General features: G+C 54.9%; 21 protein-coding genes. 10 read left to right on the top strand and 11 right to left on the bottom strand.

Translation table 11 applies throughout. The features are described from left to right. Positions 1-2 precede the first annotated feature (2 nt). Entirely contained in the window at positions 3-1,184 is a 1,182-nt protein-coding gene (bamB, locus tag MT962_RS16480) for an outer membrane protein assembly factor BamB (RefSeq protein ID WP_024560297.1), read from the top strand. 120 nt (positions 1,185-1,304) lie between these two features. After that, entirely contained in the window at positions 1,305-2,783 is a 1,479-nt protein-coding gene (der, locus tag MT962_RS16485; protein WP_024558733.1) for a ribosome biogenesis GTPase Der, read from the top strand. Positions 2,784-3,136: 353 nt separating this feature from the next. On the opposite strand, the gene MT962_RS16490 is transcribed toward der, so the two are convergent. From MT962_RS16490 to tssD, 3 genes are read right to left on the bottom strand one after another with little or no spacing between them, the layout of a single operon-like run. After that, positions 3,137-3,586, bottom strand: coding sequence for a Shiga toxin A subunit (locus MT962_RS16490; RefSeq protein ID WP_247366071.1), 450 nt, complete (start codon positions 3,584-3,586; stop codon positions 3,137-3,139). After that, a complete protein-coding gene (locus MT962_RS16495) occupies positions 3,583-3,951 on the bottom strand; it encodes a DUF2778 domain-containing protein (protein WP_247366072.1) in 369 nt (122 codons plus the stop codon). Before MT962_RS16495 ends, MT962_RS16490 begins: the two co-directional genes overlap by 4 nt. Next, positions 3,948-4,454, bottom strand: a complete 507-nt coding sequence (gene tssD / locus MT962_RS16500) for a type VI secretion system tube protein TssD (RefSeq protein ID WP_247366073.1) — start codon at positions 4,452-4,454, stop codon at positions 3,948-3,950. The genes MT962_RS16495 and tssD overlap by 4 nt, the downstream gene beginning before the upstream one ends. Before the next feature lie 67 nt (positions 4,455-4,521). On the opposite strand from tssD, the gene MT962_RS16505 reads away from it, so the two are divergent. Next, entirely contained in the window at positions 4,522-4,857 is a 336-nt protein-coding gene (locus MT962_RS16505) for a hypothetical protein (protein WP_247366074.1), read from the top strand. Between the two features lie 412 nt (positions 4,858-5,269). Beyond that, positions 5,270-5,491: a zinc ribbon domain-containing protein gene (locus MT962_RS16510; RefSeq protein WP_247366075.1), complete on the top strand. Its 222-nt coding sequence runs from the start codon at positions 5,270-5,272 to the stop codon at positions 5,489-5,491. Here MT962_RS16510 and MT962_RS16515 read toward each other — a convergent pair. From MT962_RS16515 to xseA, 3 genes are all read right to left on the bottom strand, one after another. Beyond that, positions 5,488-5,841, bottom strand: coding sequence for a protealysin inhibitor emfourin (locus MT962_RS16515; RefSeq protein WP_024558728.1), 354 nt, complete (start codon positions 5,839-5,841; stop codon positions 5,488-5,490). The genes MT962_RS16510 and MT962_RS16515 overlap by 4 nt on opposite strands. Further along, the gene (locus tag MT962_RS16520; RefSeq protein WP_188724168.1) at positions 5,841-6,866 is read right to left on the bottom strand and encodes a M4 family metallopeptidase; all 1,026 of its coding nucleotides are present in this window, start codon (positions 6,864-6,866) and stop codon (positions 5,841-5,843) included. The genes MT962_RS16515 and MT962_RS16520 overlap by 1 nt, the downstream gene beginning before the upstream one ends. A gap of 74 nt (positions 6,867-6,940) precedes the next feature. Continuing rightward, positions 6,941-8,314 (bottom strand): exodeoxyribonuclease VII large subunit, encoded by a 1,374-nt coding sequence (xseA, locus tag MT962_RS16525; protein ID WP_247366076.1) that lies wholly within the window; start codon positions 8,312-8,314, stop codon positions 6,941-6,943. Positions 8,315-8,484: 170 nt separating this feature from the next. Between xseA and guaB the strand changes: the two genes are divergently transcribed. The 3 genes from guaB (at position 8,485) to MT962_RS16540 (ending at position 11,990) form a co-directional block, all read left to right on the top strand. Continuing rightward, positions 8,485-9,951 carry an IMP dehydrogenase gene (guaB, locus tag MT962_RS16530; RefSeq protein ID WP_024558725.1) on the top strand — a complete coding sequence of 489 codons (1,467 nt, stop codon included), beginning with the start codon at positions 8,485-8,487 and terminating at the stop codon, positions 9,949-9,951. Between the two features lie 64 nt (positions 9,952-10,015). Further along, positions 10,016-11,593, top strand: a complete 1,578-nt coding sequence (gene guaA, locus MT962_RS16535; protein WP_024558724.1) for a glutamine-hydrolyzing GMP synthase — start codon at positions 10,016-10,018, stop codon at positions 11,591-11,593. Positions 11,594-11,786: 193 nt separating this feature from the next. Continuing rightward, a complete protein-coding gene (locus tag MT962_RS16540) occupies positions 11,787-11,990 on the top strand; it encodes a type II toxin-antitoxin system Phd/YefM family antitoxin (RefSeq protein ID WP_247366077.1) in 204 nt (67 codons plus the stop codon). A 586-nt stretch (positions 11,991-12,576) separates the two neighbouring features. On the opposite strand, the gene MT962_RS16545 is transcribed toward MT962_RS16540, so the two are convergent. Beyond that, positions 12,577-12,777 (bottom strand): YfgG family protein, encoded by a 201-nt coding sequence (locus tag MT962_RS16545; RefSeq protein ID WP_229701866.1) that lies wholly within the window; start codon positions 12,775-12,777, stop codon positions 12,577-12,579. 376 nt (positions 12,778-13,153) lie between these two features. Between MT962_RS16545 and MT962_RS16550 the strand changes: the two genes are divergently transcribed. Next, positions 13,154-15,352, top strand: coding sequence for an EAL domain-containing protein (locus MT962_RS16550; RefSeq protein WP_281732740.1), 2,199 nt, complete (start codon positions 13,154-13,156; stop codon positions 15,350-15,352). A gap of 32 nt (positions 15,353-15,384) precedes the next feature. Here MT962_RS16550 and ppx read toward each other — a convergent pair whose 3' ends face one another. The 4 genes from ppx to purM form a co-directional block, all read right to left on the bottom strand. Next, on the bottom strand, positions 15,385-16,926 hold the full coding sequence (gene ppx, locus MT962_RS16555; protein ID WP_024560304.1) for an exopolyphosphatase: 1,542 nt from the start codon (positions 16,924-16,926) through the stop codon (positions 15,385-15,387). A gap of 6 nt (positions 16,927-16,932) precedes the next feature. Next, positions 16,933-18,993 (bottom strand): polyphosphate kinase 1, encoded by a 2,061-nt coding sequence (gene ppk1, locus MT962_RS16560; RefSeq protein ID WP_024558720.1) that lies wholly within the window; start codon positions 18,991-18,993, stop codon positions 16,933-16,935. Between the two features lie 174 nt (positions 18,994-19,167). Continuing rightward, positions 19,168-19,809 (bottom strand): phosphoribosylglycinamide formyltransferase, encoded by a 642-nt coding sequence (gene purN, locus MT962_RS16565; protein WP_024558719.1) that lies wholly within the window; start codon positions 19,807-19,809, stop codon positions 19,168-19,170. Beyond that, complete coding sequence (gene purM, locus MT962_RS16570) at positions 19,809-20,846, bottom strand: phosphoribosylformylglycinamidine cyclo-ligase (RefSeq protein WP_024558718.1); 1,038 nt, start codon at positions 20,844-20,846, stop codon at positions 19,809-19,811. Before purM ends, purN begins: the two co-directional genes overlap by 1 nt. Before the next feature lie 232 nt (positions 20,847-21,078). Between purM and upp the strand changes: the two genes are divergently transcribed. Both upp and uraA read left to right on the top strand, forming a co-directional pair. Next, the gene (upp, locus tag MT962_RS16575) at positions 21,079-21,705 is read left to right on the top strand and encodes a uracil phosphoribosyltransferase (protein WP_247366079.1); all 627 of its coding nucleotides are present in this window, start codon (positions 21,079-21,081) and stop codon (positions 21,703-21,705) included. An 82-nt stretch (positions 21,706-21,787) separates the two neighbouring features. Beyond that, entirely contained in the window at positions 21,788-23,077 is a 1,290-nt protein-coding gene (gene uraA / locus MT962_RS16580; protein WP_024558716.1) for a uracil permease, read from the top strand. The last annotated feature ends 38 nt before the right edge of the window (positions 23,078-23,115 follow it).

The following is a 23,115-nucleotide window of genomic DNA, read 5'->3' on the forward strand; positions in this document are numbered from 1 at the left end:
CGATGCAATTGCGTAAATTACTTCTGCCAGGGCTGCTTTCCGTTACGCTGTTAAGCGGGTGTTCACTGTTCAGCGGTGAAGAAGATGTGGTGAAAATGTCGCCGTTACCGACGGTTGAAAACCAGTTTGATCCGCAAACCGCATGGAGCGCTTCGGTAGGCGACGGGATTGGCGATTTTTACTCCAACCTGCACCCGGCCTTCCAGGATGGCACTGTCTATGCGGCGGACCGTCACGGCGTTGTTAAAGCCATGAACATTGCCGACGGGAAAGAGGTCTGGCGCGTCGATCTTTCTGAGAAAACCGGCTGGCTTTCCCGCAACCGTCCGGCGCTGCTTTCCGGCGGCGTGACTGTTGCAGGCGCGCATGCGTATGTCGGCAGTGAAAAAGCGCAGGTCTACGCGCTTAACACCGCAGACGGCACCATTGCATGGCAGACTCGCGTCGCGGGCGAAGCGCTTTCCCGTCCGATAGTCAGCGATGGTCTGGTGCTGGTGCACACCAGCAACGGCATTCTGCAGGCGCTTAACGAGAGCGACGGCGCTGTAAAATGGACCGTTAACCTGGATATGCCTTCACTTTCTCTGCGCGGCGAATCTGCGCCGACCACCGCTTATGGCGCCGCCATCGTCGGTGGCGACAACGGCCGCGTCAGCGCGGTGTTGATGCAGCAGGGGCAGATGATTTGGCAACAGCGTATCTCCCAGGCGACAGGCGCAACCGAAATCGATCGCCTGAGCGATGTAGATACCACCCCGGTCGTGGTTAACGGCGTCGTTTACGCGCTCGCTTATAACGGCAACCTGACTGCGCTGGATCTGCGCTCTGGTCAGATCATGTGGAAACGTGAACTCGGTTCGGTGAATGATTTCGTCGTTGACGGTGGCCGTATCTACCTGGTTGACCAGAACGATCGCCTGTTGGCGCTTAATACCGAAGGCGGCGTCACGCTCTGGACGCAAAGCGATCTGCTGCACCGCAACCTCACCGCGCCAGCGTTGTATAATGGTTATCTGGTGGTGGGCGACAGCGAAGGCTATATGCACTGGATCAACACCGATGATGGCCGCTTTGTCGCTCAGCAGAAAGTTGACGGTTCAGGCTTCCTTACGGAACCGGTCGTCGCGAATGACAAACTGCTGATTCAGGCAAAAGACGGCACGCTCTACGCCATTACACGTTAATCAGAACGGGCGTAGCACAGAAAAACGGCTCCTGAATCGCACAGGGGCCGTTTCCTGTTTTCTGGAACCCTGCTAAAACGGCGGGGTTTGATCATGATTTTTAGTAATGAGGCTTTGATAATGGTACCTGTGGTCGCGCTGGTCGGGCGCCCTAACGTCGGAAAATCCACCCTCTTTAACCGTTTAACTCGCACCCGTGATGCGCTGGTAGCGGATTTCCCGGGGCTGACTCGCGATCGCAAGTATGGTCGTGCTGAAGTGGAAGGCCGCGAGTTTATCTGTATCGATACCGGCGGTATCGACGGCACGGAAGAGGGCGTAGAAACGCGCATGGCGGAGCAGTCGCTGCTGGCGATTGAAGAGGCGGATGTCGTGCTCTTTATGGTCGATGCGCGCGCGGGCCTGATGCCGGCGGATGAAGCTATCGCCAAACATCTGCGCAGCCGCCAGAAGCCGACGTTTTTGGTCGCCAATAAAACGGACGGGCTGGATCCGGACCAGGCGGTAGCGGATTTCTACTCGCTGGGCCTTGGTGAAATTCATCCTATCGCCGCTTCTCACGGGCGTGGCGTGACCAGCCTGCTGGAGCAGGTGCTGATGCCGTGGATGGATGATATCAATCCGCCGGAAGAGGTGGATGAAGACGCCGAATACTGGGCGCAGTTTGAAGCGGAGCAGAACGGCGAAGAAGCTGAGGAAGAAGAGGACGATTTCAACCCGCAGGATCTGCCGATTAAGCTGGCTATTGTCGGTCGTCCTAACGTTGGTAAGTCTACACTCACTAACCGTATTCTCGGCGAAGACCGCGTGGTGGTTTATGACATGCCTGGCACCACGCGCGACAGCATTTACATTCCGATGGAGCGTGATGGCCGCGAGTATGTACTCATTGATACCGCAGGCGTGCGCAAGCGCGGCAAAATCACCGATGTGGTGGAGAAGTTCTCGGTCATTAAAACGCTGCAGGCCATTGAAGATGCAAACGTGGTGTTGCTGGTTATCGACGCTCACGAAGGCATTTCCGACCAGGATCTGTCGCTGCTCGGTTTTATTCTTAACAGCGGCCGCTCGCTGGTTATCGTGGTCAACAAATGGGACGGTCTTAGCCAGGAAGTAAAAGAGCAGGTGAAAGAGACGCTTGATTACCGTCTGGGCTTTATCGACTTCGCCCGCGTGCACTTTATCTCCGCGCTGCACGGCAGCGGCGTTGGCAACCTGTTTGAATCGGTACGCGAAGCGTATGACAGCTCAACCCGCCGCGTGAGCACCGCGCTGCTCACGCGCATCATGAACATGGCGGCAGAAGATCATCAGCCGCCGCTGGTGCGCGGTCGTCGCGTGAAGCTGAAATATGCCCATGCGGGCGGTTATAACCCGCCGATTGTGGTTATCCACGGCAACCAGGTGAAAGACCTGCCGGATTCCTACAAACGCTACCTGATGAACTATTTCCGCAAATCGCTGGAAGTAATGGGGACGCCTATCCGCATTCAGTTCAAGGAAGGGGATAACCCGTTCGCTAATAAGCGCAATACGCTGACGCCAAATCAGATGCGTAAGCGTAAGCGTCTGATCAAGCATATTAAGAAAGGCAAATAACGATTCACTAAAAATCATCAACTTTCTAAAAATCCAGAAGCCCGCATTGCGCGGGCTTTTTTTATCAGGGACTATCATAATGAGGCAGTCAACTTATAATCCCCTTGTACCCATGGATGTACTCAATGGGTTGTGCTTATTTTTTTGGGTACGAAAATCTGTACCCAATCATGATTTAGCCCGTACTGGGTACAACCGGAGGCCAGTTATGCCGAAACTACCTGAGATGCAGATTAAAACCTGAATTAAAGCGAATGAAGATTTGAAGGTCGCCGCCAGACGATAAAATCCCGTTCTGATTGTGGGCGGAATGGTGAAACAGGCCCGCTACAACGTAATGGGAGCCTCAGCCGTCAGAACTCTCGTGATAAGGTGATATATCCGTTGTACCGTACTGAGCATTCATCGTCATTGGCGAACGCTGACGAAATGAACTCATCACGTTTGCCGTTTTTATCCGTAAACGTGTATTTCGCCGTCACGGTTAGTACATGTCCATCGTGATACATGCTGTAGTAATCGCTCTCAGAAAGCCTGAGATCAGCTGATTTCTTTAAGTCGGCCTGGCTATCAGCAATCGCCATTTTTCTGGCGAATACATCAGACACAGGCAGCACATCAAGCACTTCCACGGTTGTTTTGCTGTACTGGATAGATGTCAGGCCGATGCCGAGATCGTTCTTTATGCTGGTCAGTAACATACCTTCGACATAATGCCCTGGTGCTGCGCATTCGCTACCGGGAGTAGCTGCCATTGCAAATACAGGCATCAGAACTACAGCCAGTATATATCCTCGGATCATCGTACAACCTCCAGCGACGCCCCTGTATCTTTGCTCACAAGGAGGCGGGTTGAATGGCTCATGATGATACAGCCTTCGGAAGCGAATCCGGCAATACCAACACGCTTATCACCGTGCATACGGAATGTGTGCATATCGCGTGCGTAGGAATTACCACTGATATGTTTCAAGGTGATGGTGAGCGGCCCTTTGCTCGTTCCCGTACTGCCTGTCTTCCATATACCGCGAGGAATGGGCCCCATGCCGCGTACCTGCTCACGGTCCGGATTGTTTTTATTGGTCAGTGCGCCGGAGTAGCCCGTTTCAATTAATTTGCCGTTGCGAAACAGTTCGCCGGTACTTTGCTTATAAAGCCATTTAGTCATGAGTGATCTCCTGATGCTGTTTTACGTTCTTTCCAGCTATCGGCGTGCTGAATGTTGCCATCGACATAGTTCCACGTGAATTTTTCGTAACGCAGGCCTACATGCTCTATATGACCCTGTTTTTCGAAGTCGGGATCTTTGATGTCAAACATAATTGGCACAACGTGGCACACCTTCACGTTCTCCAGCACGGCATTGAAATATTCTTCTTCCATGCCGTTATTGTTGATGCGGTAGTATCGGAAGATAGCTTTTGCCAGCGTGCGGCCTGTTGTCAGTGCGCGATATAAAAGTGGGGATGATGGGTCGATTTCTTTTTCGAAAGTATAGGCCTCATGCTGGCGTGTACCGGTAGCAGAGCCGGTCATATCGTCGGTGGGGATAAACACGTCGTGCTGCATACCCACCAGCTCTATGCTTCCCTCTCGTCCGTTAACATTAACACCGCCTTTCAGTAGCTTTCCTTCCTCCTCGTAAAGCCATAGATAAACGGGTATTGCCATTGGGGTAACCCCTTGTTGCTGTATGAAATTCGGTTAACCATACCGCGCAACAAGTTGTGTAAATGTAATGATTGATTTGCATGAATTAACCATCATTTGCGTGGGTGATGGTATGGCGCGGTCTATTGATGCGGGTTGCCAAAAGCTGGTGGGAGGGGAAAGGAAAATCTCTGGAAGCCATAACCTGTGTGGCGGCTCGCTTGGGCCGAATTTTTGCACCTGCGAGATTAAAAAATTTCACTGCGCAAAAAAAAGAAAATCTTTGCGCAAGCCTCAAGTGCGCAGAACAGTTAAAATGAGGCTACAGGCCGTGTCAAAGCTGGGTTTTATATTGCGCAAAATCGGGTATTACCTGATCCGGAAAGATCCGCTTTTTTTGGGTAGTGCGCAGAAAAAAAGCTGAGCAAAATATTTCCCCGCCGGCTAAGTAAAGTTGCACCCTTGCTGCGATATTATCCTATCTACAGCTGCGTGAAATACGTGGTCGGGATGCGCTTTAAATAGGGTGGACATCAATACGCAGCAGTACCCTAAAAAGTACGTAATTGCTTGATCACTGGTAGTGATTTTCGTCATCAATATGCGTAGGATTGAGTAATTCTCGCTGGTTGATAATTGTGCAAATAGTTGAGCACTTCCCCATTTCGTGTGCACAAAGGTGTGCACAATCAATGTGATAAGTGGTTAATTCCTTTTAAAACAACCAATAAGATCTTATTTGTTCTTCACATTAAGAAGGCAAATAAGCCACGGTTTCCTGTGCGATGGCGCGGGAAGCGCGCTTAAAGAGAGCGTTAAGCCAATAAGGAGGCGTTATGGAAACTATCTGTCCTGATTGCCGCCAGCCGCTGGAGCAGACAGCAGGCGGCGCGCACTGCGTCACGTGCGATAAAGATTTCCAGCTGGAGCCGCGTTGCCCTGACTGCCACCAGCCGCTTGAGGTGCTGAAGGCCTGTGGCGCGGTGGACTACTTCTGTCAGAACGGCCACGGCCTTATTTCAAAAAAACGCGTTGACTGGCAGCCTGTCCCACGCTAATCGCAGACGCAATCTTCGCCGCGCCGCCACAGCTCTTCCAGCTCTGGCGGCGCTTTTGTTTCCGGCACCAGGACAATAACGTCGGCGTAATGGGCGCTGTTATGGTGCGTCCAGGTTATCTGGATGCGGTAATAACGCTGGTCGCCGCGGCCCGGTGAATCGGGCTCGCCGGGCGGCTTCGCTACCGGTAAGGTCTGCTGCAGAATATTCACTATGCGCTGGCGCTGCGCTTCATTAAGCTGGGCGAGAATAATTCGCCTCAGCCCGCTCAGGCGGGGAATAAACGCCACGCCGCCTTCTCGCGCCAGCTCAATGACGGCATCGTCCGTCAGCGTCGGCAACTCGTTCATTACAATACTCCCACCTGTTTCCAGGCCGCTTCAATCGCATTAGCCACGCTGCTGCCGGAACGTGTGCCGCCATGCTCTATGGTCAGGCGAGCGAAGGCGGCAAAATCGGCGTTTTGTGCAAGTGAGCGGTCACATACTGTGTCATACCAGGCATAGCCCGCCTTCTCCCAGGCATAGCCGCCCAGCGCGGTAGCTGCAAGATAAAATGCATGGTTAGGGATGCCTGAGTTCAGGTGTACGCCGCCGTTATCTTCCCGGGTTTTTATAAAATCATTCATATGAGCCGGTTGCGGATCTTTTCCCAGCAGCGGATCGTCATAAGCGGTGCCCGGCGCTGACATTGAGCGCAACCCTTTGCCGTTAATTCCTTCTGCAAGCAATCCTTCGCCGATGATCCAGTCTGCTTCCGTCGCCGTTTGTCCAAGGTGGTACTGTTTAACCAGCGAGCCAAAGACATCTGAGAGCGATTCATTCAGCGCGCCGGCTTGCTCAAAATAAATCAGCCCGGCTTCGGTTTCAGTAACGCCGTGGCTGAGCTCATGGGCGACCACGTCAATGGCGATGGTAAAACGGTTGAAAATCTCGCCGTCACCGTCGCCAAACACCATCTGCTGGCCGTTCCAGAAGGCGTTCTGGTACTCCTCGCCGTAATGCACCGTGCCGCTGAGCACCAGCCCCTTGTTATCCAGCGAATCGCGCTGATAAATTTTCCAGAAGAATTCATGCGTTACGCCCAGATAGTCATACGCCTCGTCTACCGCCACGTCGCCATTTGAGGGCTGACCTTCTTTGCGCACCGATTCGCCCGGCAGAGACTGGGTGTTATTTGCATTATAAATATCGCGGATGAGTTCGCCCCTGGCGACAGCCTGCGGGGCATGGGGTTTGGCATGGCCTTCGGCCATCAGCGTCTGTACATGGGTTAGTGTCTGGCGCGCGTAGCGCTGCTGATGTTCGTTGCCGTGGTCGATAATACGGCGAAGGATATAGGGAGGAATAACTGTGGGATAACGGGATTGGATCATGCTGCTCTCCTTCTGGCGGGAAATGCCGATTAAAAAAGGAACAGCAGCAGTATAGTTGGCGAAGCGCCGGAGCGTCAGGCGCTTTTGGGTTTACGCGGTTTTTTTATCGGCGCGATGGCGGTAACCTGGCTTTCCACTATGCCATCCGCAAGACGAGTGGTGAGCTTGTCGCCCGCCTGAACCTGTCGCGTTTGCTTAAGCAGCTTGCCGTCCGCTGCCTGCGTGACGCTATAGCCGCGCGCGAGTGTCGCGAGCGGGCTTACCGCCTCCAGGTGCGCGGCAAGCGTACCGAAGCGTTCGCGGGAAGCGCCTAGTCTTGCGCTCAGCGCCTGCGACAGGCGATATTCGTGCTGCTGCAGGCGGGTCTGCAGACGATGAATGCGCGGCAGCGGGGTGTGCTGAGAGAGCCGTTGAGAGAGCCGCTGCTGATGCAGTGAAGCGCGCCGCAGGCGGGCGTCTATCGCCGTATCAAGGCGCTGCTTCAGACGCACCAGTTCAGTCTGCTGGCGGGCCAGCCGCAGCTGCGGGTGCTGCTGTTGCAGACGATGCTGCAAGCGCGTGAAGCGCTGGTTATTGCTTGCAAGAAAATAATCCATCGCCATCTCCAGCCTTTGCTGCTGCGACTGGATCTGGCGCAGCAGTTCAAGCTGGTTGCGGCTGACTATCTCCGCTGCCGCAGAAGGGGTCGGAGCGCGTAGGTCGGCGACAAAGTCGGCGATGGTTACGTCAGTTTCATGGCCGACGGCGCTGACGATGGGAATGCGGCTGGCGAAAATTGCTCGCGCCACGCGTTCGTCGTTAAAGCTCCACAAATCTTCCAGCGAGCCGCCGCCGCGCCCGACGATCAGCACGTCGCACTCATCCCGGCGGTTGGCAAGCTCAATGGCGCGCACAATTTGCCCCGGCGCATCGTCGCCCTGTACGGCCGTTGGGTAGATAACCACCGGCAGCGACGGGTCGCGGCGTTGCAGCACGTGCAGCACATCATGCAGCGCCGCGCCGGTTTTCGACGTAATGACGCCCACCTGGCGGGCCGGGGAGGGGAGCGGTTTTTTCAGGCTCTGGTCAAAGAGGCCTTCCGCGGCGAGGCGCTGCTTAAGCTGCTCGTAGCGCTGCTGCAAAAGCCCTTCGCCCGCAGGCTGCATGCTCTCGACGATTATCTGGTAGTCGCCGCGCGGCTCATAAAGCGTGATGTTAGCCCGCACCAGCACCTGTTGGCCGTGCTGAGGCCGGAAAGTGACGCGGCGGTTGCTGTTGCGAAACATCGCGCAGCGTACCTGCGCTGAATCGTCTTTTAGCGTGAAGTACCAGTGCCCGGAGGCGGGCTGGGTGAAATTAGAAATTTCGCCGCTTATCCAGACCTGGCCCATCTCCTGTTCCAGCAGCAGGCGGACCGTCTGATTCAGGCGGCTGACGGTAAAAATTCCGGAATTTTGCGTGGGTAACATGTGAGCTGGATCAAATTCTAAATCAGCGGGTTAATGAGTCGATAGTAACGCCGTTCAGTTCAATCGCAAGCGTTTAACGTAAAAAAATGTGGAAGCAATCGGTTACGCTCTGTATAATGCCGCGGCAATATTTTATCTGTTCTCATTCACCCCAGGTTGAGATATTGCCCATGCTACGTATCGCTAAAGAAGCTCTGACGTTTGACGACGTTCTCCTCGTTCCCGCTCACTCTACCGTTCTGCCGAACACGGCCGATCTCAGCACGCAGTTGACTAAAACCATCCGCCTGAATATCCCTATGCTTTCCGCTGCGATGGATACGGTCACCGAAGCGCGTCTGGCTATCGCGCTGGCGCAGGAAGGGGGCATCGGCTTTATCCACAAAAACATGTCCATTGAGCGCCAGGCGGAAGAAGTTCGCCGCGTGAAAAAACATGAAAGCGGCGTGGTAACCGACCCGCAGACTGTACTGCCGACCACCACCCTGCGCGAAGTAAAAGAGCTGACCGAACGCAACGGCTTCGCCGGCTACCCGGTTGTGACCGAAGATAACGAGCTGGTGGGCATTATCACCGGTCGTGACGTGCGTTTTGTTACCGACCTTTCTCAGCCGGTCAGCGTTTACATGACGCCGAAATCCCGCCTGGTCACCGTGCGCGAAGGCGAATCCCGTGAAGTGGTGTTCGCTAAAATGCATGAAAAACGCGTTGAAAAAGCGCTGGTTGTGGATGACAGCTTCCACCTGCGCGGCATGATCACCGTAAAAGACTTCCAGAAAGCGGAACGTAAGCCGAACGCCTGTAAAGACGAGCAAGGCCGTCTGCGCGTTGGCGCGGCGGTGGGCGCAGGCGCTGGCAACGAAGAGCGCGTGGATGCGCTGGTGGCCGCAGGCGTCGATGTATTGCTGATTGACTCCTCTCACGGTCATTCTGAAGGCGTGCTGCAGCGTATTCGCGAAACTCGTGCGAAATACCCGAACCTGCAAATCATCGGCGGCAACGTAGCGACCGCGGCGGGCGCGAAAGCGCTGGCGGATGCGGGCGTAAGCGCGGTGAAAGTGGGCATCGGCCCGGGTTCTATCTGCACCACCCGCATCGTCACCGGCGTTGGCGTGCCGCAGATCACGGCCGTAGCCGATGCCGTTGAGGCGCTGGAAGGCACCGGCATTCCGGTTATCGCCGACGGCGGCATTCGCTTCTCCGGCGATATCGCAAAAGCTATCGCGGCGGGCGCAAGCGCGGTAATGGTCGGCTCAATGCTTGCTGGCACCGAAGAATCGCCGGGTGAAATTGAACTCTACCAGGGCCGTTCTTACAAATCCTATCGTGGCATGGGCTCGCTTGGCGCGATGTCCAAAGGCTCCTCAGACCGCTACTTCCAGACCGATAACGCCGCCGACAAGCTGGTGCCGGAAGGCATCGAAGGCCGCGTAGCTTATAAAGGCCGTCTGAAAGAGATTATTCACCAGCAGATGGGCGGCCTGCGTTCCTGTATGGGTCTGACCGGCTGTGCTACCATCCACGATCTGCGCACCAAAGCGGAATTCGTGCGCATCAGCGGTGCGGGCATCCAGGAAAGTCACGTACACGACGTGACCATCACCAAAGAGTCCCCGAACTACCGTATGGGCTCCTGATTTTCCTCGCCCGGCCATGCGCCGGGCGATTTACTTTAATGCACTTGCCTCGGAATTAGCGTCAATGACGGAAAATATCCATAAACATCGCATTCTCATTCTTGATTTCGGCTCGCAGTATACGCAGCTGGTTGCCCGCCGCGTGCGTGAACTGGGCGTTTACTGCGAACTTTGGGCGTGGGATGTCACTGAAGCACAGATTCGTGAGTTTAACCCGAACGGGATTATTCTTTCCGGCGGCCCGGAAAGCACCACCGAAGAGAACAGCCCGCGCGCGCCGCAGTATGTTTTTGAAGCAGGCGTGCCGGTGCTGGGCGTTTGCTATGGCATGCAGACCATGGCGATGCAACTCGGCGGCCATGTTGAAGGCTCTAACGAGCGTGAGTTCGGTTATGCGCAGGTAGAAGTGAAAACCGACAGCGCGCTGATTCATGGTATTGAAGACGCGCTGAGCGCGAGCGGCAACCCGCTGCTGGACGTGTGGATGAGCCACGGCGACAAAGTGACCGCCATTCCGTCCGATTTCGTGACCGTCGCCAGCACCGAAACCTGCCCGTTCGCCATTATGGCTAACGAAGAAAAACGTTTCTACGGCGTGCAGTTCCATCCGGAAGTGACCCACACCCGCCAGGGCCTGCGCATGCTGGAGCGCTTCGTGCGCGATATTTGTCAGTGTGAAGCGCTGTGGACGCCGGCAAAAATTATCGACGACGCGGTTGAGCGCATCCGCCTGCAGGTGGGTAACGATAAAGTTATCCTCGGCCTCTCCGGCGGCGTGGATTCTTCCGTTACCGCGATGCTGCTGCATCGCGCCATCGGCGACCGTCTGACCTGCGTATTCGTGGACAACGGCCTGCTGCGCCTGAATGAAGCTGAGCAGGTGATGGACATGTTCGGCGACCATTTTGGTCTCAATATCGTTCACGTACCGGCGGAAGCGCGCTTCCTGGAAGCGTTGGCGGGCGAAAATGACCCGGAAGCGAAGCGTAAAATCATCGGCCGCGTCTTTGTTGAAGTGTTCGACGAAGAAGCGCTGAAGCTTGAAGATGTGAAGTGGCTGGCGCAGGGCACCATCTATCCGGATGTGATTGAGTCCGCCGCGTCCGCGACCGGCAAAGCGCACGTTATCAAATCTCACCACAACGTAGGTGGTCTGCCGAAAGAGATGAAGATGGGCCTCGTTGAGCCGCTGAAAGAGCTGTTCAAAGACGAAGTGCGTAAGATTGGTCTGGAGCTGGGCCTGCCGTACGACATGCTTTATCGCCATCCGTTCCCGGGGCCGGGCCTCGGCGTTCGCGTGCTGGGCGAAGTGAAGAAAGAGTATTGCGACCTGCTGCGTCGCGCCGACGCTATCTTCATCGACGAGCTGCGCCGCGCCGATCTCTATAACAAAGTCAGCCAGGCGTTCACCGTCTTCCTGCCGGTGCGCTCTGTTGGCGTGATGGGTGATGGCCGTAAATATGACTGGGTCGTTTCTCTGCGCGCGGTCGAAACCATCGACTTCATGACCGCACACTGGGCGCACCTGCCGTACGATTTCCTGGGCCGCGTTTCCAACCGCATCATCAATGAAGTGAACGGCATTTCCCGCGTAGTGTATGACATCAGCGGCAAGCCGCCAGCGACGATCGAGTGGGAATAATCAGAAACCTTCCTGTGTTTTCATGAGCAGGTGAAAGTAAATATAACCCTCTGTTTATACAGAGGGTTTTTCTTTATCTGAATTCGGTATTTTTGTAGCGCACCGTTCCTGTTTGCAGAGGAACAGGATTTACATGCGCTCTGGTTGGTTATCTTAATAAGGCCTCTGTTAATGGCCATCAGGCGGATAAATCATGAAAATAGCGACAATCAGCTACGTTAAAAAGAACGCAGCAACGCTTGATCTGTCCGAACCTATTCTGGTCACACAAAATGGTGCGCCTGCTTATGTTATAGAGGCCAGTGAACATAAGCAGGAACGGGAAAACACCATTGCTTTGCTCAAGCAGGTGACTTTAAGTACACGCTTACGTTTAAGCACTATATCGACACAATAACGCCGTCCCTGCGCCCGTGTTGATATTAAACCACGCCCGGTTATCGCAGATTTACCCTGAACTGCTGAAAATTGGCTGCGCCAGGTTGCAGGGGTTAACCATGTTAAGGGCTATCGGGTTTTGTATTCCGTAGACGAAACCTTAGTGACCACGCATGTTATCCTGGCACATCGGCAGGATGTCCAGCAGTTGCTGTTTAAGCGTCTGATAATGGCCTGATAGCAACCTTTTTTATTGCCTGATAACGTCATTAAAGCCCTCTGCGGTGCGAAGGGTTTTTTATTAATCCGAAGAAAATTGGACATTATTTTGCTTTATTAACAGGCGGTAAAAACAGGTATATAAACCCGATAATTCCAGCGTCCGGCATGGCGAATAAAGGGAGTCTCTGAGATTAAACACGCCGCGTCTGCCGCTCAGGTTTTATTGCCCTGATTAATGCAACCAGCAAGCCAGACAGGTTATGGCTTCCACACGGCCTTGTCTTTGGTCGTAACAGGTTAAATCTTGTACATTAAGCATCACTAAAGGCGAAAATAATCCCACCGCGCCGCTCGGGCAGTGTCAACTCAGGGTAGAATAGCGATTAGCGTGGCGACGTAGTTTCGATAGTCAGACTGGATTGCTGTGCCTGAACTTTGTCCTGGTAGTGATACCATGCGCCTACAGCGGAATAGACAAAGCGGCCAAAGAGGAAGAGGAAGCTGATAAGCAGCACAATGCGGGTCATGCGGCTGTTAAAACGGTGTCGTTTTCGTATTCGTAAGGGGGAGGTGGCCTGTGTCACACCAGTATCCTTCAGGTTTGCCCGGCAGCTGCGGGCGACGTTGCTATTAAGGCACAGCGTGACAGACAGGTCAATTCTTCATCATGTAAAAATCCGTCAACTGATGATTACTGGCTGTTATTAAAAAGATATTTGGCATTAGTTAAATAAATATATTCCGTTTAGATCAATATAAAGTCAGTGGATAAAACCCAGGGACAACAAATAAATTGATATATATCAATTATTAATTGCTTTCCTTAACTAAAATTTCACTCCATTCCGTCTCTGTCGCCGCAGACGGCGGGAACTTCCGGCCAGGTTGGATGCCTGCCTAAACACCTTATGGACGAGGGGTTTTAATCGAGCATCTATGCAGCCGATAACAATACTTAACATGTTCAAACAGAAATGGTGGGGATTGCCCTTAATACTTCCACTGGTTCTGCTGCCGCTTGCCCGCCTGTGCAATACCATCACGTCAATTGATGGCGTGCCGGTAATGCTTTATTACCTGCCGCTGGCGCTGGTCACCGCCTTGCTGCTCTTTTATGGTTGGGCGGCGTTGCCCGGGATCGTGCTGGGGCTGGTGGTGAACTATCACGCCTTTCGCTGTAAAAGCGATGTGTTAATTATCGTTATTCACTTTCTGCTGTCGGCCCTGCTTAGCTGGGGCGGCTACCGGGTTTTCGCCACCCGCATGGCGCCCGTTTCAGGCTGGTATTCGAAATGCACGGGACAACGCCTTTTCTGGCTGGTGTTTGTTAACGCCTCGGTCTTTATCCTTTTTTATCAGTTTGCCACTTTCTTTGGCCTGTATGATGAGCATGTACGGCTGATGGGAGAAAATCCTTTTACCCTGCTGATGCTCGTAAACTATCAGGCTGTGCTGGTAGGGTGTCTGACGGGGATCCCGCTTTTTTGTCTTATTATCAGAGCGATAAGACATCCTCGTTACCTCAAGGCTTTTGTAAGCCAGATGCGCTCGCAGTGTGACAAACGCGTAACGAAAGCTGAACTGGGCATCTGGTTTGCGCTGCTCGGCGGGCTGTTCCTTTTACTGCTGCTGCCGCTGGGGCCGGACTCGACGATATTCAGCACTAACTATTCGCTTTCGCTATTACTCCCGCTCATGCTGTGGGGCGCCATGCGCTTCGGCTATTTTCTGGTTATTACGGTATGGACGCCGTTGCTGGTTCTGTTATGCCACTACTTTTACCGCTATTTTCCGCCGTTGCCGGACTATAACTTCCAGTTGGTGATTAACTCCTCAAGCTACGGCATCTTTTCGCTGGTGATTATCTTTATGGCGCTCACCTCCACGCGCCAGCGGGTTGTGCATCAGCGGGGGAGGCGGCTTGCCCTGATCGATCCGCTTTTTCATCTGCCCAACCTGCGGGCGCTCAGCCGCGATCTTGGCGACACGCCGTGGTCGATACTCTGCTTTATACGTATTCCCGAACTGGATCTGCTGGGGCGAAACTATGGGCTGATGCTGCGCGTCTATTACAAACAGCGCATGGCGGCCTGGCTGCGTGAAGTTATGGAGCGGGATGAGCTGACCTACCAGCTTTCCGGGCATGATATGGTGTTGCGCCTGCGAACGGAGTCGCACCCGGAGCGAATCGACAGGCTTGCGCAGCATATCAGGCAGTTCCGTTTTATGTGGGATGGCATGCCGCTTCAGCCGCAGGTGGGCATCAGCTATAGCTTTGTCCGCACGCCCGTAACGCACCTGCATTTACTGTTAGGAGAAATGAGCACGATGGCCGATCTGTCGCTGGTCACTAACCGGCCGGAAAGCTTGCAGGATCGCGGGGCGAACCATATTCAACAAGCGGTGAAGCGCAAAGTAGACATGTTTAATGAGCTACAACATGCGCTGGACCACAATCAGTTCGTCCTTATGGCGCAGCCGATTGAAGGTGCGCGGGGCGATGATTACTACGAAGTGCTGCTAAGAATGCAGGGCAAGCACGGCGAGCTTATTCTGCCGGAGCGGTTTTTGCCGGTGGCGCAGGAGTTTGGCCTCTCCTCCCGGATCGATCTCATGGTGCTGGAAAATACGCTGGCCTTTATGGCGAAATGGCGTGAAAAAATGCCTGCCTGTCGGTTTGCCGTTAATCTTACCGCCTCTTCGCTCTGCCGGACCCTCTTTCCGAATGAGGTTCATGCACTGCTGACACGCTATCAGATAGAGGCATGGCAACTCATTTTTGAGATAACCGAAAGCAACTCGCCTGGTCATTATGAACAGACGCACCAGAATGTGCAGCGGCTGCGCGCCATGGGCTGCCGGATTGCGATTGACGATTTCGGCACCGGTTATGCAAGTTATTCCCGCCTGAAAAACATTGACGCCGACATGATGAAAATCGACGGCAGCTTTATTCGTAACCTGGCGGTCAGCAGCCTGGATTACCAGATAGTCGAGTCGATGTGCCATCTGGCGCGCATGAAGAAGATGCAGATTGTGGCGGAGTTTGTCGAGAACGAGGCGACGGGCGAACTGGTGCGGTCTTTGGGCATCGACTATCTGCAGGGGTTTCTGATTGGTCACCCGCTGCCGCTTGAATCGCTGGTTGCAGACAATTAAAAAGGAGCGCGTATGCGCTCCTCTCAAAAGAATCAGGCCGCCACTTCCGGGCTGGCCTCTTCTTCGATGGTCAGCCGCCAGCCCGTAACCCCTTCCCAGTACTGCTGCTCGCGCTCAAGGTCAAGCATCACCAGCGCGTTCTGGCTGAACCAGTCATGCGGGAAGCGCAGCGTCCAGTGGCTATCGTCTGTTTCAAGAACCAGCGTCGGCGGGGTAGTGGTAGCCTGGCGCTGGTTGTTGAGCAACACGCCAAGACGCAGGATCTGAATCAGCGGCAGATACTGCTTTTTCTTAAAGAGCGTAAAGCGGGGTAGCTCATCGAGCTTGACAGCCTTACGGTGAAAGCGCACCAGCGTCGCCATTAAAGCCTGCTGCTCCTGCGTAAAGCCCGGCAGGTCGCTGTGCTGCAAAATATAGGCGGAGTGGCGGTGCATGCCGCTGTGGTTGATGGTAAGGCCCACCTCATGCAGCATTGTCGCCCACTTCAGCAGCGCCGCCAGCTGCGGGTTGGCCAGTTTGGCGTTTTGCGCCTGCCACTGCTCATACATTAGCGTGGTGGTATCCAGTACGCGACGCGCCTGTTCACGGTCAATATGGTACTGGTTCGCAAGGCTTTGCGCGGTGCGGCTGCGGATATCCTGATGGCGGAAACGGCCTTCCATCTCATACAGCACGCCTTCGCGCAGCGCGCCGTCGGAAAGACGCAATTCGCGAATCGCCAGCGCGTCGAACACGCCGCACAAAATCGCCAGCCCCGGCACGAATACCGCCTTGCGCTCTTCCGACAGCCCTGGCAGCGTCAGAGAAGCGAAGCTTTTATAATTCAGCACTTCATCACGCAGCTTATCCAGGCGATCGGGCGTGATAAGCCCGTCTTTTTCGCCCATCGCCAGCAGCACTTCGTGCGCTGCTTTGATGGTGCCCGAAGCGCCGAGCGCCACGCTCCAGCCGTGCAGGCGATACTGCCAGGCGAGGCTTTCCAGCTTTTGCACCGCCGCAAGACGAGCGCGACGGAAATTATCCGGCGTTATCTCGCCATTGGCGAAGAAATGCTGCGCAAAACTCACGCACCCCATCCGGCGGCTTTCCACCAGCTGCGGCTCGAAATCTTCACCGATAACCAGTTCCGTCGAGCCGCCGCCGATATCAATAACCAGCTTGCGGCCGCGCTCCGGCTGCGTATGCTCCACGCCCATAAAAATCAGGCGCGCTTCTTCATTGCCCGAAATGATTTCAATGGGGTAGGGGATAACCTGTTCAGCGCGCTTAAGAAACTCCGGCGCGTTAACTGCCTGACGCAAGGTATGGGTGCCAACAATGCAGACGTTAGCGGGCGAGAAGCCCTGCAACCGTTCGGCAAAGAGCGAAAGGCAGGAGAGGCCGCGCTCCATGGCCTCCTCCGTCAGCATATTATTGGCGTCCAGCCCGTCGGCCAGATGCACACGCTGTTTCAGTCGTCCGATGATTTGCATCGCGCCATCCACAACGCGGGCGATGACCATATGGAAGCTGTTAGAGCCGAGGTCGACCGCAGCGAATTCCTGCGGTCGCGGAGCTTGTGAGTTTATCGGCATAGAGTATCAGTCAGGTTGCTCGAGTGATTTGAGATAGTCGTAAATCGCCAGCTGCGCGCGCACTTTCCGGCGATTGCCGCGCGGCACGTAGCGATTGCTCAGTTCTTTATCGATAATACGGGCTTTCACCGTATCGCTGAACAAGATGTCGATAATATCCAGGATCCGCTGCTTGAGTCGAGGATCAAGCAACGGCGCGGCAACTTCGATACGGTAATCGATGTTGCGCGTCATCCAGTCTGCGGAAGAAAGATAAACCTGCTTATCGCCGCCGCGCTCGAAGATATAAATGCGATCGTGCTCGAGGTAGCGGTCCACGATGCTGATAACACGAATATTATCACTCAGCCCTTCCAGCTGCGGGAGAAGCGAGCACATACCGCGAATCAGCAGGTTTACCGGCACGCCGGCGCTCGAAGCGGCGTAAAGCCGGTCCACCAGACCTTTATCGACGAGGTTATTTAGCTTAAGCGTAATGCCGGCAGGCAAGCCCTGCTGCGCATTAGCGATCTCGGTGTCTATCATCTCATAAAGCAGGCGGCGAGAGTTTTGCGGCGACACCAGCAGGTAGTCGAAGCTCACCGGGCGATAGGGGTTCTCGATAAAATTAAAGACGCGGCGCACCTCGTTGGTGATGCGCGCATCGGCGGTCAGCAGCGAGTAGTCGGTATAAATGCGCGCGGTTTTCTCGTTAAAGTTACCAGTGCCGATATGGGCGTAACGCACCACTTCCTCTCCCTCTTTACGGGAGATAAGGAACAGTTTGGCGTGAATTTTAAGCCCGGGCGCGGAGAAAATAACATGCACGCCCGCCTCGGTGAGGCGTTTCGCCCAGTGGATATTCGCTTCTTCATCAAAGCGCGCCTGAAGCTCCACCACCACCGTCACTTTTTTGCCGTTGTGCGCCGCATGGATCATGGAGTCGATGATGCGGGAATCTTTCGCCACGCGGTAGATGTTGATCTTAATCGCCAGCACGCTTGGGTCGAACGACGCCTGGCGCAGTAGCTCCAGCACATGTTCGAAAGTGTGGTAGGGGTAGTAGAGCAGCACGTCGCGCTCGCGGATGGCGTCAAAGCCGTTGCGGAATTTATCAAACCAGATATGACGCAGGCGCGGCAGCGGCTTGTTCACCAGGTTCGCTTTGCCGACATTCGGGAAGCTGATGAAGTCTTTGAAGTTGTGATAACGGCCGCCTGGAATAATCGAGTCGTAGCGAGAAATAGAGAGCTTCTGACGCAACATTTCTACCATCGCGTCCGGCATATCGCGTTGATAAACAAAGCGTACCGGCTCAGCGGTCAAACGCTGCTTGAGGCTTGACGACATGAGTTCCAGCAGGCTCGACTCCATTTCATGCACTAAATCGTACTCGGCGTCGCGCGTCATTTTCATGGAGTAAGCGTTGAGCGCGTCGTAATCGAAAAAGCCCTTAAAGATGTCTTCCAGACAGAATCGCAGGATATTATCCAGAAGTATCATCGGCTTACGTCGACGCGGCGCTTCCGGCGGCAGGTTGACGAAGCGCGGTACTTTGTCAGAGGGGATCTCAAGCAGCGCATAGCGGATTTCATCGCCGCGAATAATCTCCACCGCCAGATAGGTGTAATCGTCTTTCAGAAACTGAACGAGATCGGTGTCGCGGTTGATAAGCGTAGGGGTAATGTGCTGGCGCAGATAATGTTTGAAATAATGGCGCAGCCAGGTTTGCTGATTCTCAGAAAGCTGTCTTTCGTTAATGAGGAAAATTTGATTGCGCGCCATCTCCAGGAGCAGATCGTTATACAGGCCGTCAAACTCCTGATCCGCTTTCAACACGCGGGACTGGATCTTGCCTAGCAGGTGGCGGGAATGTGAGTGTGAACCCTGCTCTTCGCTGATGATGATACGGCGCTTGAGTTCCGCGAAGCGTACCTTGTAAAACTCATCAAGGTTGTTGGAGTAAATCCCTAAAAAACGCATGCGCTCAATCAGCGGATTGCTTTTGTCCGCCGCCTCCTGGAGCACGCGCTCGTTGAAAGAGAGCCAACTCAGTTCTTTTTCGATATATAGCTTTTCCTGACCCATTACTACTCACACTCCGGTTTATTCACTCGGGACGTGGCAAATCCGTCTCAGCCGCTATTATGGCGAGCATTGCCGCACGATGTCCAACTGTGCCAGAGAAGTATGACAAGAAAGCGCGCGGCCTGCCGAAAATGGACTGAACATATTGAAAAAAGGGCCATTTGGCCCTTTTTATCATTCGTCTGCAGCGTGTCCCTGAGCGGGAAGCGGGAGTCCGTCCAGCCAGGCGGCGCCGTCGCGCATCGCCAGACGTCCGTCGACATACCAGCTTACTACCAGCGGGTAAATGGCGTGTTCCTGATGCTGCACGCGGGCGGTTATCTCCTCTTCCGTGTCGCCCGGGAAAACCGGCACTTTCGCCTGCAAAATAACCGGCCCGCCGTCAAGTTCGTCGGTGACGAAATGTACCGAGGTGCCGTGCTCTTCGTCGCCGTTTTCCAGCACCTGGCGGTGCGTATGCAGGCCCGGATACTTCGGCAGCAGGGAAGGGTGAATATTGATAAGCCGCCCCTGATAGCGCGCGACAAAATCGGGACTGAGGATGCGCATATAGCCTGCCAGCACCACGAGGTCAGGTGCGTAGGCGTCGATCTCCTGCATAAGCTCGCGGTCGAAAGCTTCGCGGCTGGCGAACTGCGCCGCTGTCAGCGCATGGGCGGGAATGCCCGCCTCGCGCGCGCGCTCAAGGCCGAACGCGTCGGCCTTATTGCTGAACACCGCTTTAATGGCGCCGTTAATCCGCTTTGTCTCGCAGGCGTCGATAATCGCCTGCAGATTGCTTCCGTTGCCGGAAATAAGCACCACGATGTTTTTCATTACTCAATAACCACGCGCTGTTCGGAATCAGAAGCGTTGATGATACCGATTTTCCACGCCTTTTCACCTTTGCTGTTGAGCAGTTGCAGCGCGCTGTCCACCTCAGAGGCGGGCAGGGCGATAACCATGCCGACGCCGCAGTTGAAGGTGCGATACATCTCGTGACGGCTAACATTGCCCGCCTGCTGCAGCCAGGTAAACACCGCCGGCCACTGCCATGACGACTCGTCGATAACGGCCTGGGTGTTATCCGGCAGCACGCGCGGAATATTCTCCCAGAAGCCGCCGCCTGTCAGGTGGGCGATAGCATGTACATCGACTTTCTCAATCAGCTCCAGCACGGATTTGACATAAATGCGCGTCGGCGCCAGCAGGTGATCCGCCAGCGGTTTGCCTTCCAGTTCGGTAGCTTGCGGGTCCGCGCCGCTCACCTCAAGGATTTTGCGCACCAGCGAATAGCCGTTGGAGTGCGGGCCGCTGGAGCCAAGGGCTATCAGCACATCGCCATCCGCCACTTTTGCACCGTCGATAATTTCAGATTTTTCAACCACGCCCACGCAAAAACCGGCGACGTCGTAATCTTCGCCGTGATACATGCCCGGCATTTCGGCGGTTTCGCCGCCTACCAGCGCGCAACCCGATTGCAGGCAGCCTTCGGCGATGCCGCTAATCACGCTGGAAGCCGTCTCCACGTCCAGTTTGCCGGTCGCGTAATAGTCGAGGAAAAAGAGCGGCTCGGCGCCCTGAACCACCAGATCGTTAACGCACATGGCGACAAGGTCGATACCGATTGTGTCGTGACGCTTCAGATCCATCGCCAGGCGCAGCTTAGTGCCGACGCCGTCAGTGCCGGAGACCAGCACGGGCTCGCGATATTTTTGCGGCAGAGCGCACAGCGCGCCGAATCCGCCCAGTCCACCCATCACTTCCGGGCGGCGGGTCTTTTTCACTACGCCTTTGATGCGGTCAACCAGAGCGTTGCCTGCGTCAATATCTACACCGGCGTCTTTATAGCTGAGAGAGGTTTTATCGGTCACTGCACAATCCCCACGCGGTTGCGGTTGGTGGTATAAGAGAAAACGCGGCAATTCTAACAGCCAAGGCAAACGTTTGCTATCCCCTTCTCTTTGAGAAAGCGCTTCTGCCTTTGGCTGACTGATTCCCGTTCGCTTGATCGCGATCAAGCCCATTACGTATGGCGCGCGCTTGAAAAAGCGGTATAATCCGGCGATTTTTTTTGTGGTAGCCACTTTTCTGGGGAGAAAGAGTATGAAGATCGTGGAAGTGAAACACCCACTCGTCAAACACAAGCTTGGCCTGATGCGCGAGCATGACATCAGCACCAAACGCTTTCGTGAACTCGCCTCTGAAGTCGGGAGCCTGCTGACCTACGAAGCGACCTCCGACCTGGCTACCGAAAAAGTAACCATCGAAGGCTGGAATGGCCCGGTGGAAATTGAACAGATTAAAGGTAAGAAGATTACGGTCGTGCCTATCCTTCGCGCCGGGCTTGGCATGATGGAAGGGGTGCTGGAGCACGTGCCGAGCGCGCGCATTAGCGTGGTAGGCATCTACCGTGACGAAACCACGCTTGAGCCGGTGCCTTACTTCCAGAAACTGGTTTCGAATATCGACGAGCGCATGGCGCTGGTGGTCGACCCGATGCTGGCGACCGGCGGTTCGATGATAGCCACCATCGATCTGCTGAAAAAAGCGGGCTGCAGCAGCATCAAAGTGCTGGTGCTGGTAGCGGCGCCGGAAGGCATCGCGGCGCTGGAAAAAGCGCATCCGGACGTTGAGCTTTACACCGCTTCCATCGACAAAGGACTGAATGAGCACGGATACATTATTCCGGGCCTCGGCGATGCGGGCGACAAGATATTTGGTACGAAATAAAAAATGAGCCGACTTTGATAGTCGGCTTTTTTTTGGTCCAGCAACATAACATTTGCACACAACGACACTTGAGGAAAACACTATGACGCGCCGTGCTATCGGGGTAAGTGAAAGACCGCCGCTTTTACAGACTATCCCGCTTAGTTTGCAGCACCTGTTCGCCATGTTTGGCGCTACCGTGCTGGTGCCAATCCTGTTTCATATTAACCCGGCTACCGTGCTGCTGTTCAACGGCATCGGTACGCTGCTTTATCTCTTTATCTGTAAAGGAAAAATTCCCGCTTATCTGGGCTCAAGCTTTGCCTTTATCTCACCGGTGCTGCTGCTGCTGCCGCTCGGTTATGAGATGGCGCTGGGCGGCTTTATCGTCTGCGGCGCGCTCTTTTGCCTGGTGGCGCTGATCGTGAAAAAAGCGGGAACCGGCTGGCTGGATGTGATGTTCCCGCCTGCGGCGATGGGCGCCATCGTCGCCGTTATCGGCCTTGAGCTGGCGGGCGTCGCCGCCAACATGGCAGGCTTGCTGCCGGCGCAAGGACAGACGGCGGACTCCACGACTATCACCATCTCGCTGGTAACGCTGGCGGTAACGGTATTCGGCTCCGTGCTGTTCCGCGGTTTCCTCGCCATTATCCCGATTTTGATTGGCGTGCTGGCGGGCTACGCGCTCTCTTTTGCGCTGGGCGTTGTGGACACCGCGCCTATCCAGCAGGCGCACTGGTTTGCATTGCCGACGTTCTACACCCCGCGTTTTGAATGGTTCGCCATCTTTACCATTCTGCCTGCGGCGCTGGTGGTTATCGCCGAACACGTCGGTCATCTGGTGGTGACGGCGAACATTGTGAAGAAAGATCTGCTGCGCGACCCGGGCCTGCACCGCTCGATGTTCGCCAACGGTTTCTCCACCATGATTTCCGGTTTCTTCGGCTCCACGCCGAACACCACTTATGGTGAGAACATCGGCGTAATGGCCATCACCCGCGTTTACAGCACCTGGGTTATCGGCGGCGCGGCTATTATCGCCATTCTGCTCTCGTGCGTAGGCAAGCTGGCCGCGGCGATTCAGATAATCCCGGTGCCGGTGATGGGCGGTGTTTCGCTGCTGCTTTACGGCGTAATTGGCGCCTCCGGCATCCGCGTGCTGATCGAATCCAAAGTCGATTACAGCAAAGCGCAGAACCTGATCCTGACCTCCGTGATTCTGATTATTGGCGTGAGCGGTGCGAAAGTGCATGTCGGCGCGGCGGAGTTGAAAGGCATGGCCCTGGCGACTATCGTCGGTGTAGGCCTGAGCCTTATTTTCAAACTTATCAGCGTGTTGCGCCCGGAAGAGGTGGTGCTGGACGCGGATGAGCAGGCTGAAAAACATTCCTGATCGTGATACCGGGCGGCGATCCGCCCGGTTCAACAGCG

The organism is Franconibacter sp. IITDAS19 (assembly GCF_023079515.1).
Taxonomy (GTDB): domain Bacteria; phylum Pseudomonadota; class Gammaproteobacteria; order Enterobacterales; family Enterobacteriaceae; genus Franconibacter; species Franconibacter pulveris.

Excerpts from the sequence above, each read along its gene's own strand:
- bamB (WP_024560297.1), top strand. The coding sequence starts at position 3 with ATGCAATTGCGTAAATTACTTCTGCCAGGGCTGCTTTCCGTTACGCTG.
- der (WP_024558733.1), top strand. The coding sequence starts at position 1,305 with ATGGTACCTGTGGTCGCGCTGGTCGGGCGCCCTAACGTCGGAAAATCC.
- MT962_RS16490 (WP_247366071.1), bottom strand. The coding sequence starts at position 3,586 with ATGATCCGAGGATATATACTGGCTGTAGTTCTGATGCCTGTATTTGCA.
- MT962_RS16495 (WP_247366072.1), bottom strand. The coding sequence starts at position 3,951 with ATGACTAAATGGCTTTATAAGCAAAGTACCGGCGAACTGTTTCGCAAC.
- tssD (WP_247366073.1), bottom strand. The coding sequence starts at position 4,454 with ATGGCAATACCCGTTTATCTATGGCTTTACGAGGAGGAAGGAAAGCTA.
- MT962_RS16505 (WP_247366074.1), top strand. The coding sequence starts at position 4,522 with ATGATTGATTTGCATGAATTAACCATCATTTGCGTGGGTGATGGTATG.
- MT962_RS16510 (WP_247366075.1), top strand. The coding sequence starts at position 5,270 with ATGGAAACTATCTGTCCTGATTGCCGCCAGCCGCTGGAGCAGACAGCA.
- MT962_RS16515 (WP_024558728.1), bottom strand. The coding sequence starts at position 5,841 with ATGAACGAGTTGCCGACGCTGACGGACGATGCCGTCATTGAGCTGGCG.
- MT962_RS16520 (WP_188724168.1), bottom strand. The coding sequence starts at position 6,866 with ATGATCCAATCCCGTTATCCCACAGTTATTCCTCCCTATATCCTTCGC.
- xseA (WP_247366076.1), bottom strand. The coding sequence starts at position 8,314 with ATGTTACCCACGCAAAATTCCGGAATTTTTACCGTCAGCCGCCTGAAT.
- guaB (WP_024558725.1), top strand. The coding sequence starts at position 8,485 with ATGCTACGTATCGCTAAAGAAGCTCTGACGTTTGACGACGTTCTCCTC.
- guaA (WP_024558724.1), top strand. The coding sequence starts at position 10,016 with ATGACGGAAAATATCCATAAACATCGCATTCTCATTCTTGATTTCGGC.
- MT962_RS16540 (WP_247366077.1), top strand. The coding sequence starts at position 11,787 with ATGAAAATAGCGACAATCAGCTACGTTAAAAAGAACGCAGCAACGCTT.
- MT962_RS16550 (WP_281732740.1), top strand. The coding sequence starts at position 13,154 with ATGTTCAAACAGAAATGGTGGGGATTGCCCTTAATACTTCCACTGGTT.
- ppx (WP_024560304.1), bottom strand. The coding sequence starts at position 16,926 with ATGCCGATAAACTCACAAGCTCCGCGACCGCAGGAATTCGCTGCGGTC.
- ppk1 (WP_024558720.1), bottom strand. The coding sequence starts at position 18,993 with ATGGGTCAGGAAAAGCTATATATCGAAAAAGAACTGAGTTGGCTCTCT.
- purN (WP_024558719.1), bottom strand. The coding sequence starts at position 19,809 with ATGAAAAACATCGTGGTGCTTATTTCCGGCAACGGAAGCAATCTGCAG.
- upp (WP_247366079.1), top strand. The coding sequence starts at position 21,079 with ATGAAGATCGTGGAAGTGAAACACCCACTCGTCAAACACAAGCTTGGC.
- uraA (WP_024558716.1), top strand. The coding sequence starts at position 21,788 with ATGACGCGCCGTGCTATCGGGGTAAGTGAAAGACCGCCGCTTTTACAG.